Annotated in this window: 12 protein-coding genes; 4 read left to right on the top strand and 8 right to left on the bottom strand. The window is 36.7% G+C overall.

The features are described 5' to 3' along the window. Window positions 1-70: 70 nt before the first annotated feature. The 5 genes from ACIQ6Z_RS03995 to ACIQ6Z_RS03975 form a co-directional block, all read right to left on the bottom strand. Complete coding sequence (locus ACIQ6Z_RS03995; RefSeq protein ID WP_396209642.1) at window positions 71-1,633, bottom strand: NADP-dependent glyceraldehyde-3-phosphate dehydrogenase; 1,563 nt, start codon at window positions 1,631-1,633, stop codon at window positions 71-73. A gap of 228 nt (window positions 1,634-1,861) precedes the next feature. After that, complete coding sequence (locus ACIQ6Z_RS03990; protein WP_396209641.1) at window positions 1,862-2,068, bottom strand: helix-turn-helix domain-containing protein; 207 nt, start codon at window positions 2,066-2,068, stop codon at window positions 1,862-1,864. Window positions 2,069-2,070: 2 nt separating this feature from the next. Continuing rightward, the gene (locus ACIQ6Z_RS03985) at window positions 2,071-2,574 is read right to left on the bottom strand and encodes a DUF2975 domain-containing protein (RefSeq protein ID WP_396209640.1); all 504 of its coding nucleotides are present in this window, start codon (window positions 2,572-2,574) and stop codon (window positions 2,071-2,073) included. An 80-nt stretch (window positions 2,575-2,654) separates the two neighbouring features. Beyond that, the gene (gene mfd / locus ACIQ6Z_RS03980) at window positions 2,655-5,918 is read right to left on the bottom strand and encodes a transcription-repair coupling factor (protein ID WP_396209653.1); all 3,264 of its coding nucleotides are present in this window, start codon (window positions 5,916-5,918) and stop codon (window positions 2,655-2,657) included. A gap of 99 nt (window positions 5,919-6,017) precedes the next feature. Then, on the bottom strand, window positions 6,018-6,626 hold the full coding sequence (locus ACIQ6Z_RS03975) for a hypothetical protein (protein WP_396209639.1): 609 nt from the start codon (window positions 6,624-6,626) through the stop codon (window positions 6,018-6,020). Between the two features lie 232 nt (window positions 6,627-6,858). Here ACIQ6Z_RS03975 and ACIQ6Z_RS03970 point away from each other — a divergent pair, with 232 nt between their 5' ends. Next, window positions 6,859-7,815 carry an NAD-dependent epimerase/dehydratase family protein gene (locus ACIQ6Z_RS03970; RefSeq protein WP_396209638.1) on the top strand — a complete coding sequence of 319 codons (957 nt, stop codon included), beginning with the start codon at window positions 6,859-6,861 and terminating at the stop codon, window positions 7,813-7,815. Between the two features lies 1 nt (window position 7,816). Here ACIQ6Z_RS03970 and ACIQ6Z_RS03965 read toward each other — a convergent pair whose 3' ends face one another. The 3 genes from ACIQ6Z_RS03965 to ACIQ6Z_RS03955 all read right to left on the bottom strand — a co-directional run bounded on the left by ACIQ6Z_RS03965 (window position 7,817) and on the right by ACIQ6Z_RS03955 (window position 11,127). Then, window positions 7,817-8,311: a nuclear transport factor 2 family protein gene (locus ACIQ6Z_RS03965; RefSeq protein WP_396209637.1), complete on the bottom strand. Its 495-nt coding sequence runs from the start codon at window positions 8,309-8,311 to the stop codon at window positions 7,817-7,819. Window positions 8,312-8,348: 37 nt separating this feature from the next. Further along, entirely contained in the window at window positions 8,349-9,683 is a 1,335-nt protein-coding gene (locus tag ACIQ6Z_RS03960) for an ammonium transporter (RefSeq protein WP_396209636.1), read from the bottom strand. A gap of 154 nt (window positions 9,684-9,837) precedes the next feature. Then, window positions 9,838-11,127, bottom strand: coding sequence for an NAD-dependent succinate-semialdehyde dehydrogenase (locus ACIQ6Z_RS03955; protein ID WP_396209635.1), 1,290 nt, complete (start codon window positions 11,125-11,127; stop codon window positions 9,838-9,840). A gap of 78 nt (window positions 11,128-11,205) precedes the next feature. Between ACIQ6Z_RS03955 and ACIQ6Z_RS03950 the strand changes: the two genes are divergently transcribed. The 3 genes from ACIQ6Z_RS03950 to ACIQ6Z_RS03940 all read left to right on the top strand — a co-directional run bounded on the left by ACIQ6Z_RS03950 (window position 11,206) and on the right by ACIQ6Z_RS03940 (window position 12,891). Continuing rightward, window positions 11,206-11,829 (top strand): 2OG-Fe(II) oxygenase, encoded by a 624-nt coding sequence (locus ACIQ6Z_RS03950; protein WP_396209634.1) that lies wholly within the window; start codon window positions 11,206-11,208, stop codon window positions 11,827-11,829. Window positions 11,830-11,969: 140 nt separating this feature from the next. After that, a complete protein-coding gene (locus ACIQ6Z_RS03945; protein WP_396197085.1) occupies window positions 11,970-12,335 on the top strand; it encodes an NADH-quinone oxidoreductase subunit A in 366 nt (121 codons plus the stop codon). 13 nt (window positions 12,336-12,348) lie between these two features. Further along, window positions 12,349-12,891 carry an NADH-quinone oxidoreductase subunit B gene (locus ACIQ6Z_RS03940; protein ID WP_396142181.1) on the top strand — a complete coding sequence of 181 codons (543 nt, stop codon included), beginning with the start codon at window positions 12,349-12,351 and terminating at the stop codon, window positions 12,889-12,891. The last annotated feature ends 124 nt before the right edge of the window (window positions 12,892-13,015 follow it).

Below are 13,015 nucleotides of genomic sequence, written 5' to 3'. Positions count from 1 at the left end.
GATTCTGCGATACGGTTGCGTCGTTTCGGGCTATTTATGAAAGCTACACTACTGTAAAAATTATATTTCTTTATAAAATATAATCTGTATTAATAAAATTACACTTTTTACTGTCTAATAATTCTTGCAAAATTTCGTTATTATATGAATTATCTTTAGAGGCCACAAAAGTACGTATCGAGAATGAGCGCAGAGCATCATGTATACTTAAGGTGCCAACAGCAGAATCTTTTCTACCTGTAAATGGAAAAACATCTGGCCCTCTCTGACAAGCACTGTTTAAATTAACGCGGCAAACTAAATTGATTAATGAATCAATAAGCGGGGCAATTACGGTGCTGTTTTTCCCAAACAAACTAACTTGTTGGCCGTAATTTGATTGCGACATATCCTGTAAAGGAACCTCAATATCGTTAAATGAAATCACTGGAACCACTGGTCCAAATTGTTCTTCATGAAAAATCCGCATAGTAGCATCAACAGGGTATAAAACGGCGGGATAAATATAATTATCCGTAATTATACCGCCTTTCTTATTGATTATTTTGGCTCCTTTTTGAAGCGCATCATCTATTAGCTCTTTAATGTATTGAGGTTTGTCTTTTTCTGGAAGTGGTGTTAAAAAAACATCTTTTTCCCAGGGATTTCCAAAAACTAATTCATCTACTTTGTTTGAAAATTTTTCTAAAAATTCTTGGGTAACATCTTCGTGTACATAAATTAATTTTAAAGCGGTACACCGCTGTCCGTTAAAGGATAAACTTCCCATTATACATTCAGAAACCGTTAAGTCCATGTTGGCGTCACTTAAAATAATTGCTGGATTTTTAGCTTCTAATCCAAGAATTAATCGCAATCTGTTTTTATAGGGATGCAAATCTTGAAGGGCAACTGCGGCTTTACTATTTCCAATTAATGATAATACACTTACTAATCCTGATTTCATTATAGGAGTCGCTAATTCTCTACCCCGTCCAAAGACTATATTAATCACTCCTTTGGGAAAGGAACAATTGAAAGCTTCTAATAGTGGTCCATGAAGTAAAACCCCTAGTTTTGCAGGCTTGAAGATCACGGTATTGCCCATAATCAACGCTGGTATTAATAACGTAAAGGTTTCGTTTAAAGGATAATTATAAGGTCCTAGACACAAAACCACCCCCAAAGGGCTTCTTCTAATCATGGCATTAACCCCTTGAACATTAGAAAAATGTGCATTTCTTGCGTTTAATTCTTTATAACTTTTAATCGTTTCAAGTATGTATTCAATAGTACGATCAAATTCCTTTTCACTATCAGGTAGCGTTTTTCCAATTTCCCACATTAAAAAATTAACCACCTCAGAACGTGTCTGTTTCATTTGGTTTACAAAGTTTTCAACGCATTTAATTCGATCACTTACCTTCATTGTAGGCCAAATTCCTTGACCGTTATCATAGGCGTTTGTAGCGGCATGTACAGCCGCTAATCCTTCTTTTTCGGTTAAATTAGGGACTTCGCCTAAAAAAGTGGGTTGGTAGGTATCTGTAAGTGATATGGTAGAATATACTTTATTGAATTCCCCATTCCAAGTGTGAATTTGACCATCAATTAGATATTTGTCAGATTTTACCGGTTTACTATTTACATCCATTTAAAAAAATTTAAATAAATATATAACAATAAATCAATAATAATTTGATTATGAGATATTTAACACTTGTTTACCCATTTAAAACCTATTAACTCGGATCATTTTGTCCATTCGCTTCGCGCGGTGTATTCCGAGGTAACGCTGCAGAAAGGAATCCGAACGGTCGGGTCACGGAATGCAATTCCGCGCTATCTATCTGTTGAGAAATTTGTGTGGGCTGGGATAAAATTACTTTTTTACATATTCCAAAATATCGGCTGGTTGACAATCCAAGATTTCACAAATTGATTCTAAAGTAGTCAATCGAATTGCTTTTGCCTTACCCGTTTTTATGATGGATAAATTAGCCGTTGTAATGCCCAATTTTTCTGCTAATTCTGCCGAACGCATTTTCCTTTTGGCTAACATGACATCTAAATTGATGATGATGGGCATAATTAAAAAGTTAAGTCGTTTTCTTCTTTTATATTCTTAGCGATGGTAAAAACTTCGCTCAAAACTAAGAAAAATAAGCCTAATGAAAACAACAAAACAAAAGGATTCAATCCTATACTCAATGAAATATTATTTTTTACTATTTCTAGAATTAAATTAGGAATTCCTCCTAACAAAGCAGATAAAATAATTACAAACCCTAATCTCTTCATTAGGATTACAATTTCCAGATCAAAAATAATTTTCAATTGAAACAAACGCAATAATTTTCTAAACAGAAACAAACCGTAAATAATAAGTGAAGCTGAAATACATAAAAACCCAAAAAGTACTTTAGTTTTTAAATCAACCACTTCTAAAATAGTCCCATTAACTTTAATTGGAACATCAAAAGGTTCACTATCAATAAGCACCATAACAATAAAAAACAATAAAAACGGAATCGTAATCAACATGGTAATCCAAACAAAATCGACTATTCCTTTTAAAAAATTTAATTTTCTCATCTCTTTTACGTTTTAAAGTCCGAGACAAAAATATGAAAAATTATTGTTTTACAATAATAAAATATTAATTTTTGATAATTTTAAATCCCCTCCAACAACTCCAACGCCTTGTTCACTGATTTCACATTATCAAAAGTCAGTAATAAACGTAAGCCGTTTTTGGTTTCTTTTTCCTTCATTTTACAAACGGTAGCGTTGCGTTGGGCAAACTGTAGTACGTTCATAAAACGATTACTTTGGTAGAAATTACTTTGTTGGTCGCCAATGAAATAACCCACCATTTTACCTTGTTTCATGAGCAAACGTTCAATGCCCATAGCGGTAGCTTTCCATTTGATGCGCACGCTATTGAGTAAGTCAATCGCTGGTTTTGGCAAGGCGCCAAAGCGGTCAATTAGTTTTTGTTCAAATTGTTGTAACGCAGCTTCGTCTTTAATTTGGCTCAACTCGTTGTATAAATTCAAACGCTCGGTAATGTTATTGATGTATTCATCTGGGAACAGCAATTCAAAATCGGTATCAATTTGAATGTCTTTGACAAATTCTTTGGTTTCAATGTCGTTTTCTTCTTGGTACAAGTGTTTGAATTCGTTTTCTTTCAACTCGTCAATGGCTTCGTTCATGATTTTTTGGTAGGTATCAAAGCCAATTTCGTTGATAAAACCACTTTGTTCACCGCCTAATAAATCACCCGCACCCCGAATTTCTAAATCTTTCATCGCAATATTGAAACCGCTTCCTAGTTCGCTAAATTGTTCCAAAGCTGTAATACGCTTTTGGGCTTCTCCCGTCATCATCGAATACGGCGGCGTAATGAAATAACAAAACGCTTTTTTATTACTTCTTCCCACACGACCGCGCATTTGGTGCAAATCAGACAATCCGAAATTATTGGCGTTATTGATAAAAATCGTATTCGCATTCGGCACATCCAAACCGCTTTCAATAATGGTGGTTGCGACCAAAACGTCAAATTCACCTTCCATGAAAGCCAACATCAATTCTTCCAGTTTTTTGCCTTCCATTTGACCGTGACCGATACCTACTTTTGCTCCCGGAACCAATCGCTGAATCATACCGGCGACTTCTTTGATGTTTTCGATACGGTTATTGATGAAAAACACTTGTCCCCCTCGCTGAATTTCATAGGAAATCGCATCTCGAATGGCTTCTTCGTTAAAACGAATGACTTGCGTTTCAATAGGATAACGATTAGGCGGAGGTGTTGTAATTACCGATAAATCGCGCGCTGCCATCAACGAAAACTGCAAGGTTCTCGGAATCGGCGTAGCGGTTAACGTCAAAGTATCGACATTCGTGGCGATGGTTTTCAATTTATCTTTTACGTTGACGCCGAATTTTTGCTCTTCGTCGATAATCAACAAACCTAAATCTTTAAACACCACATTTTTATTCACCAATTGATGGGTTCCAATCAAAATATCAACTTTTCCTTCTTGCAATTTTTGAAGCGTTTCCGTTTTTTGTTTCGCCGTTCTAAATCGGTTCAAATAACTTACGGTAACGGGCATGTCTTTCAAACGTTCCGAAAAAGTACGAAAATGTTGATACGCCAAAATAGTCGTTGGCACTAATACGGCAACTTGTTTTCCGTTATCCACCGCTTTAAAAGCCGCGCGAATGGCTACTTCTGTCTTTCCGAAACCAACGTCACCACACACTAATCGGTCCATTGGACGCTCGCTCTCCATATCGGTTTTAACGTCTAAAGTGGCGGTAATTTGGTCGGGCGTATCTTCGTAAATGAACGAACTTTCTAATTCTTTTTGCAAATAACTGTCGGGAGCAAATTGAAACCCTTTGTCTAATCTTCGTTTTGCATACAACTGAATTAAGTTGAACGCAATGTGCTTAACCCGTGCTTTTGTTTTTTGTTTTAAGGCTTTCCAAGCGTTACTACCTAGTTTGTATATTTTGGGAGGTGTTCCGTCTTTTCCGTTGTATTTTGAGATTTTGTGCAACGAATGGATGCTTACATATACAATATCATTATCGGCATAGACCAGTTTAATGGCTTCTTGCGTTTTGCCTTCGACCTGAATTTTTTGTAAACCACCAAATTTTCCAATCCCATGATCGATATGCGTTACATAATCGCCCACCGACAGGGAAGTTATTTCTTTTAATGTTATGGTTTGCTTTTTGGAATAGCCATTTTTGATGGAAAATTTATGGTAACGCTCAAAAATTTGATGATCGGTGTAACACGCAATTTGATTTTCATCATCGATAAAACCTTCAAATAATGGCAACACCATGGTTTTATATTGCTTGCGAACACTTTCCGAATTTTCAGCATCGATGTCTTCAAAAATATCATGAAAACGACTCGCTTGATTGGAATTGGAACAACACAAATAATTTTTATACCCATTGAAATGATTCTCACTCAAATTGTTTAATAACAAGTCAAATTGTTTATTGAACGAAGGTTGCGGTTGTATGTGAAATTCGGCTTTTTTGTCGGTTTTGAAAACAGGGTTGGTTTGCAATTCAATTACCGAAAAATCAAGCGCGCGTTTTAAAAACTGCTTTTGATTTAAAAACAATTCTTCGGGTGGCGCGTGCTGAATATCCTTTGATAATTTTTCGAAAGCTTCATTGGCCTTGTCGAATAATTTATCCAATTGTTGCCCTAATAATTCGGTATTTTGTATGAATAAGACCGTTTTTTCGTTGATATAGTCCAGAAAACTTTCGCGGTTTTCTTGTAGTAATTTATTTTCAACATTGGGAATAATAGCAATCTTTTTCAGTTTTTCAATAGACAATTGTGTTTCGACATCAAAACTTCGGATGCTGTCGATTTCGTTGCCAAAAAATTCGATTCGGTACGGATTATCATTGGAAAACGAAAACACATCAATGATTCCTCCACGAACGGAAAATTCGCCCGGTTCGGTAACAAAATCTGCGCGTTTAAAATTGTACTCAAAAAGGGTTTCGTTAATAAAATCAATGGAGAATTGATCTTCCACCGATAATTTCAGGGTGTTTTTCTCCAGCTCTTTTCGGGTAACTACTTTTTCAAAAATGGCTTCGGCATAGGAAACAATGATTGCTGGTTTTTTGCGCGAATTGATCCGATTTAATACCTCAGCACGCAATAATACATTAGCGTTATCGGTTTCTTCTATTTGATAGGGTCTGCGGTACGAACTTGGATAAAACAGTACATCTTCAGCGTTAAGTAATTGTTCTAAATCGTTTAAATAGTAGGCCGCTTCTTCTTTCGTATTGCATAGCAAAAGAAAGGGCAGTTCCGATTTTTTAAACAGGGAATGCGCTACAAAAGACAACGAAGAACCCACCAATCCGGTGATTTGTGATTTTTGACGGGCTTCAAAGGAAGCTGCTAAAAGGGTGGTTTTTGAAGATCTATCGTAAATAGAAATTATATCGGAAGTACTCAAAACTACTAGTTATTTTATTTTGTCTGAAATTTCCATTTTTTGTTTCATGAGATCAGGACGCGCATTGCGTGCCGTATCCAAAGCTTGCAACATTAACTCTTCCCCAATTTCTTTTGGAATGGCTTTTTTAATTAGGATTTCATCCCATTGATTGTACAACCCTTTGATTTCCTCGTTGATTTCTGGAATAAGTTGGGCCACTTTTTGCTCAGGAATAACGCTTAAATTAAGATATAATTCGAGGGATTTTAATTTGGTATTTAATGCTGCTAGGCGACTCAATACTTGTGGTTTATTGTATTCCAATGGAATGCTTGTGATTAAGGCATCGGCTTTTGAGGCAATATTTTTAGTTTTTAATTTAAAAGCGGATAACGTTGACTTTGGTTTTTGAAGTAGTTCTATCTCAAATTGCCTCCAAGCATTCCAAGTATTTAATGTGGCTGTTATTTCAGTTCTTGCCGATGGAAATTGAAACTGCCACATTTTAGAAATATTTTTAAAAACAGCTTCGTTTTTTTGTGCAATTTTTTTCGCATCCAATTGTTGTTGAGCGTCCTCCTGACAGGAACTCAAAAGCATAAAAAAAGAAATTAAAAAAACTAGTAAACGTTTCATGTTTGTATATTAAAAAACAAAGGTACAAATGTTTATAAAAACATCCGTACAATCTAAGGATATCTTAACAGGGATTTGAAATTCAAGTGCATACGAATTAGGAATTCTTATTTTCCTATCTGTATAGTAAGAATAATGAATTGAAAGCGAGGTTTTGTTGAAAATTTAATAAAAGAGGACGCTTAATTCCGTTCAAAAAAAGTATATTTGTTTTCTATTTTTAAGTAATCAAATGGACACGAAAATATTAATTATTGGTGCTTGTGGTCAAATAGGCACAGAACTTACCGCTAAATTAAGAGCGACTTATGGTGTTAACAATGTTATTGCCACGGATATACGAAAACTGGACAATGAAGTTGTCAACAATGGTATTTTTGAAGTCGTTAATGCGTTAGATTACAATCAAATTGAACACTTAATTGAGCAATACCAGATCACCGATGTATATCTAATGGCGGCATTACTTTCGGCAACCGCTGAAAAAAACCCAGCCTTTGCTTGGGATTTAAATATGAATTCATTGTTTCATGTCTTAAATTTAGCCAAAGCAGGAAAGATTAAGAAAATTTTTTGGCCTTCAAGTATAGCCGTTTTTGGCCCTACAACACCCCGACATAACACCCCGCAATTTACCGTAATGGAACCTTCAACCGTATATGGAATTTCGAAGCAAACGGGCGAAAGATGGTGTGAATATTACCACAAACAATATGGTGTAGATGTAAGAAGCATCCGTTATCCTGGACTCATTAGTTGGAGTACTGAAGCCGGTGGAGGGACCACTGATTATGCGGTTGACATTTATCACAAAGCGATCACCGACGGCAAATTCACTAGTTTTTTATCGGAAAATACCGAATTGCCCATGATGTATATGGACGATGCCATCAAAGCGACGATTCAAATCATGCAAGCACCTGTTGAGCAAATAAAAATTCGTTCTTCTTATAATTTAGCGGCAATGAGTTTTACGCCCCAACAAATTGGAGCAGCTATCACTAAACATTATCCTGCGTTTGAATTGCGTTATGCGCCCGATTTTCGTCAAAAAATTGCCGACAGTTGGCCCGCTAGTATTGATGATTCTTCTGCTAGAGCAGATTGGGGTTGGCACAATGACTTTGATATGGCCACCATGACGGAAGCCATGTTTAAAAATTTAAAAGAACAGATCTATAACCAGTAACTTATTGCTTCTTTTTTTCAAGTAAAGCGTCTTCTATAGGCGCTTTTATTTTGACTACTTCATCCGTGGTGTCGTTTGGAATCGTCATCGAAAGCACATAATGCTTAATTTTCCATTGTCCATTTTCTAGAACAAGTACACCCGAACCACGACAAATTTTCATTTGTGTACTTAACAATTCATCAAACCACACCAATTTTGTATTTTCGTTGAAATAAATATTACGTTCGATGGCTTTAAAATTCCAGGCTCTTCCTTTATCAAAATAAGGTTTTGCAAAGGCTTGAAATTGTTTTTTGTTCCAATTTTCGGTTGCATCGGTGCCAATAAAAATGGATTCTTCTGCCATGGCACCAAAATAGGTTTCAAAATTAGCAGCAGCGGCAGCGGCATGCCACTGGTCTAAAAATTGAGTGACTTTTTTCTTTTCCGATTCCAGATTTTGTGCCGAAAGGGCTGAAGCAACAAAAAGAAAAAGGAGATAGATTTTTTTCATACGTGGCGTTGGATTTTATCCAAAAATACAAAATAAATTAAAACTTTTCATTGTGTTGGGATAAATCAAGGCCGAGTTGCTCAGACGCTTCAGAAACGCGCAAAGGAATGAACCAATTGGCTACTTTGTACAACAATAAGGACCCAAAAAAGGTGAACGAAGCTACTAAAACTAAGGCCGCCATGTGGTGTCCAAAAACCGTCCAACCGCCGTGTAATAAACTTGCGTTTTCGCCTTCGGCAAAAATGGCGGTTAATAGCATTCCCATAATTCCACCAACTCCATGACAAGCAAACACATCAAGCGTATCATCGATGGCTTTTAATTTACTCCAATACATCATTTTATTCGAAACGAGCGCTGCAAGAAATCCGAAAAAAATACTTTTAGGAATCGAAACAAATCCGGCGGCCGGTGTAATGGCAACAAGACCAACTACGGCGCCAATACAAGCGCCTAATGCCGACGCTTTTCTTCCGTTAATTCGATCAAAAAATACCCACGTCAACATAGCAGATGCGGAGGCAACGGTTGTTGTTGCAAATGCCATAGCAGCTGTACCATTTGCAGCCATAGCCGAACCGGCGTTAAATCCGAACCATCCAAACCACAACATCCCTGTTCCGAGTAAAACAAAAGGAATATTGGTTGGAATATGCTCGCTATTTTTGCGTTTCCCCAACACTAAAACGCCTGCTAATGCGGCAAAACCAGCACTCATGTGCACAACAGTACCTCCGGCAAAGTCTTTCACACCAAAGTAACTTCCTAACAATCCATTGGGGTGCCATACCATATGACATAATGGAGTATATATAAATAAGGTAAACAAACAAATAAAAAACAAATACCCAATGAATCGAACCCGTTCGGCAAACGAACCCGTAATAATGGCGGGTGTAATCACGGCAAATTTCATTTGAAACAAAGCAAAAAGTACAAAAGGTATCGTCGTGGCAAGTTGTTTGTGCGGCAAAGCACCCACATTATCCATAAAAAAATAATCCATGGGATTTCCAATAATACCATAATGGGTACCTCCTATTTCAAATCCCAAGCTGTCGCCAAAAGAAAGACTGAATCCTACAACCACCCACAACAAACTAACAACCCCTAATGAAATGAAACTTTGCAACATGGTGGAAATGACATTTTTTTTACCGACCATGCCGCCGTAAAAAAAAGAAAGTCCGGGTGTCATCAACAACACAAAAGAAGAGGAAGTGAGTAACCAGGCAACATCGGCATAATTGATAGCTTCCGTGGTTAAAAACCTATGCTGCAATTGGTTTTTATTTTCCCAAAACAAACTGGCAACAGCCACCAAACAAATAATGATAAACGAAACCAGCCATCTTTTTTTAATTTTCATACCCCTTAATTTTATAGGGTAAAAATACGAAAAAGTTAATTTAAAATTATTTTATTATAAAAATATAGGGGTATTCTCTAAATTTTTATGAATTTTTAGATTAAGTATGTGTTTTTATGTTTTTTTAGCGTAATTTTTTCTGAAATTCAAAAAATCACAAACATTTGATAAATACTGTTTTAGTATTTACGAATTCTTTTAGCCCTTCTTCGGCCAATTCCCTGCCATAACCCGAATTTTTTACCCCTCCAAATGGCAATCTAGGATCCGATTTTACCATTTCATTGATAAAGACCGCTCCTTCGTTAAAAGCCGCAATTTTTGTCTTGATTTTTGCAATGTCCTGCGTAAAAATAGAAACGCCCAAACCAAAATTAGATTGGTTGCTCAAAGCAATGGCTTCATCAAGATTGGAAAATGTTGTGATTGCCGCAACGGGTCCGAACGTTTCTTCAGTAAAAACTGGCATTTGAGGCGTAACCTTAGCCAATAATGTCGGGGCATAAAAAGCCCCATCTCTAGTGCCTCCCAAAATTAATTGAGCCCCCATAGCTATCGATTTCTGTACTTGATTGTCTAATGCGGCTGCCAAATCCAATCGGGCTAAAGGCCCTATTTGCGTGGCTTTATCGTAAATATCCCCCGTTTTTAAATTTTGAAGTGCTGCTTTAAATTGGAAAATAAAGGCATCGGCTATACTTTCATGCACTAAAAAGCGCTTGGCGGCAATGCAACTTTGTCCCGCATTTTGCATCCGAGCGTTAACTGCAATAGCAACAGCCGCTTCAATATCAGCATCTTCAAGTACAATAAAGGCATTGTTCCCTCCCAACTCTAATACACATTTTTTCAAGTGTTTTCCAGCAATTGCAGCAACCGCTTTTCCAGCAAATTCACTTCCCGTTAAGGAAACCGCTTTGATAATGGGATTGGCAATTACCTCTTCCACTTCAACGCTTGAAAGGGCTAAATTTTGATAACAACCTAATGGAAATCCCGCTTCTTCAAACAAATCTTGCAACAATTGAGCACATTTTGGCACATTACTAGCGTGTTTGACCACAACTGTATTTCCAGAAACAAGCGCAGGTATAGCATAACGAAACACTTGCCAAAAAGGAAAATTCCAAGGCATAATACCTAAAATTACACCGAGAGGCTCATACGTAACAAAACTTTCTGAGGCTTCTGTTTTAATTATTTTTGCGCTTAAAAAAGAGGACGCGTTTTCGAAATAATACGTACACAACAACGCACATTTTTCTACCTCTGCTATAGCTTGTGCAATAGGTTTTTGCATTTCACTCGTAATTACAGCAGCAAAAACCGTTTTATTTTCCAACAAATGTTGGGCAAGATTTGGCAAAAAAGTTAGCCGTTCGTTGAGTGGCAAATTGTTCCACGCTGCATACGTTTCATTGGCTCGTGTGAGTGTTGTTTCCATAGATTGCAAATAATGAGTAAAGGTACATTTTATTACTATTTTCACAAATACACAGTAAACCCTTTTATTTAGACTACCTTGCAAAAACCCGTCATATTGGGAAGCCCACAAATGGAAGCATGTTTTGAGACTTTGATTGCGCGTTATATAGCAACAAAAGTAGGTGTTGTTGAAAATTTTATTGCCTTACCGTTACGAACACAATTGGCCGCGCAATTACACCAACTCCATTTTGACAATTTATTGGCGCCTGCTGGCATAGGCAATACCCAAAAACTACAACAAAATCAGGCGATTCGAAAAGATTGTATTTATTGGTTGGACCGAAAAAACAACAATGCTCAAGAAACAGCTTTCTTAGATCAAATAGAAGCCTTTATTAAGTATTTAAACGAAAGTTGTTATGCTGGAATAACCGGATATGAATTTCATTATTCGTTTTACGAAAAAGGCGCTTTTTACCGAAAACATTTTGATCAATTTCAAGACAATTCGAGTCGGCAATTTTCTATGATCAGTTACCTAAATCCCGAATGGAAAATAGATGACGGCGGCGAATTGTGTGTGTACCAAGAAAAAAATACGCAAAAAATTTCGCCCATTGGCGGCACGACTGTTTTTTTTAAAAGCAACGAACTGCTGCATGAAGTTTTAGTCACGCAAGAACCGCGATTAAGCATTACGGGATGGCTAAAACGGTAAAAAAAGACTAATTTATTTAGAATTGTTTTAAATAAGCTAATTTAAAGAAATAAATAACAAACGTTTATCTTTTGATTTTTGAGAATTAAATAATGCAATGTATATTTGTGGCTATTTTATAAAACTTAAAATTTAAACAGATGCAATCCACCCAATTTGATTATTTTCCAATCTTGATGCAGCTCGGATTAGCCGTTGGTTTTGTAGTAGGAACCATAATAATTTCTAACTTTTTAGGACCTAAAAGAAGTTCGGCCAACAAAGACAAAAACTTTGAATGTGGTATCGAATCTGTTGGAAATGCGCGCATCCCTTTTTCTGTAAAATATTTCTTGGTAGCCATCCTTTTTGTCTTGTTTGACGTGGAGGTTATTTTCTTATATCCTTGGGCCGTAAATTTCAAAGAATTAGGAATGGATGGAATGATCAAAATGGTGATATTTATGCTATTACTATTGGTTGGTTTTTTCTACATTATCAAGAAGAAAGCACTAGAGTGGGAATAAAACAGCAATTGTTATGAGTACAAAAACAAATATGGTTGCTCCGCCAGAAGGAGTTGTTGGAGAAGGTTTTTTTGCAACGAAACTAAATGATGTTGTTGGTTTAGCAAGAGCTAATTCATTATGGCCGTTGCCATTTGCTACTTCGTGTTGTGGAATTGAGTTCATGGCTACCATGGCGTCACATTATGATTTGGCACGATTTGGATCAGAACGGGTGAGTTTTTCTCCTCGTCAGGCCGACATGCTAATGGTCATGGGTACGATTTCTAAAAAAATGGCCCCTATTTTACGCCAAGTTTACGAACAAATGTCGGAGCCACGCTGGGTAATTGCCGTTGGTGCTTGTGCTTCTTCGGGCGGTGTTTTTGACACCTACTCTGTATTGCAAGGCATTGACAAAGTTATTCCAGTAGATGTTTATGTGCCGGGTTGCCCTCCAAGACCTGAACAAATTGTAGACGGTGTTATGCAGTTGCAAGAGTTGGTTAAAAACGAGTCGGTGCGTCGCAGAAACTCTCCAGAATATAAAGAATTATTAGCTTCTTACAACCTATAAAAATGGCTATAGAAACGGCACTTATACAAGAGAAATTGGAACAAAAATTTGCAAACAAAGTAACTAACTTTGAAATGCAAAAAGATATTTTTTCTTTTGAAATCACTTCAGAATCCGTTCGTGA

It is taken from the genome of Flavobacterium sp., from assembly GCF_044376915.1.
Classification (GTDB): Bacteria; Bacteroidota; Bacteroidia; order Flavobacteriales; family Flavobacteriaceae; genus Flavobacterium.
The sequence above is the reverse complement of the archived record's forward strand: the minus strand, read 5'-3'. Positions and strand labels throughout refer to the sequence as shown.

Excerpts from the sequence above, each read along its gene's own strand:
- ACIQ6Z_RS03960 (WP_396209636.1), bottom strand. The coding sequence starts at position 9,683 with ATGAAAATTAAAAAAAGATGGCTGGTTTCGTTTATCATTATTTGTTTG.
- ACIQ6Z_RS03975 (WP_396209639.1), bottom strand. The coding sequence starts at position 6,626 with ATGAAACGTTTACTAGTTTTTTTAATTTCTTTTTTTATGCTTTTGAGT.
- ACIQ6Z_RS03940 (WP_396142181.1), top strand. The coding sequence starts at position 12,349 with ATGAGTACAAAAACAAATATGGTTGCTCCGCCAGAAGGAGTTGTTGGA.
- ACIQ6Z_RS03995 (WP_396209642.1), bottom strand. The coding sequence starts at position 1,633 with ATGGATGTAAATAGTAAACCGGTAAAATCTGACAAATATCTAATTGAT.
- ACIQ6Z_RS03985 (WP_396209640.1), bottom strand. The coding sequence starts at position 2,574 with ATGAGAAAATTAAATTTTTTAAAAGGAATAGTCGATTTTGTTTGGATT.
- ACIQ6Z_RS03965 (WP_396209637.1), bottom strand. The coding sequence starts at position 8,311 with ATGAAAAAAATCTATCTCCTTTTTCTTTTTGTTGCTTCAGCCCTTTCG.
- ACIQ6Z_RS03945 (WP_396197085.1), top strand. The coding sequence starts at position 11,970 with ATGCAATCCACCCAATTTGATTATTTTCCAATCTTGATGCAGCTCGGA.
- ACIQ6Z_RS03955 (WP_396209635.1), bottom strand. The coding sequence starts at position 11,127 with ATGGAAACAACACTCACACGAGCCAATGAAACGTATGCAGCGTGGAAC.
- ACIQ6Z_RS03970 (WP_396209638.1), top strand. The coding sequence starts at position 6,859 with ATGGACACGAAAATATTAATTATTGGTGCTTGTGGTCAAATAGGCACA.
- ACIQ6Z_RS03990 (WP_396209641.1), bottom strand. The coding sequence starts at position 2,068 with ATGCCCATCATCATCAATTTAGATGTCATGTTAGCCAAAAGGAAAATG.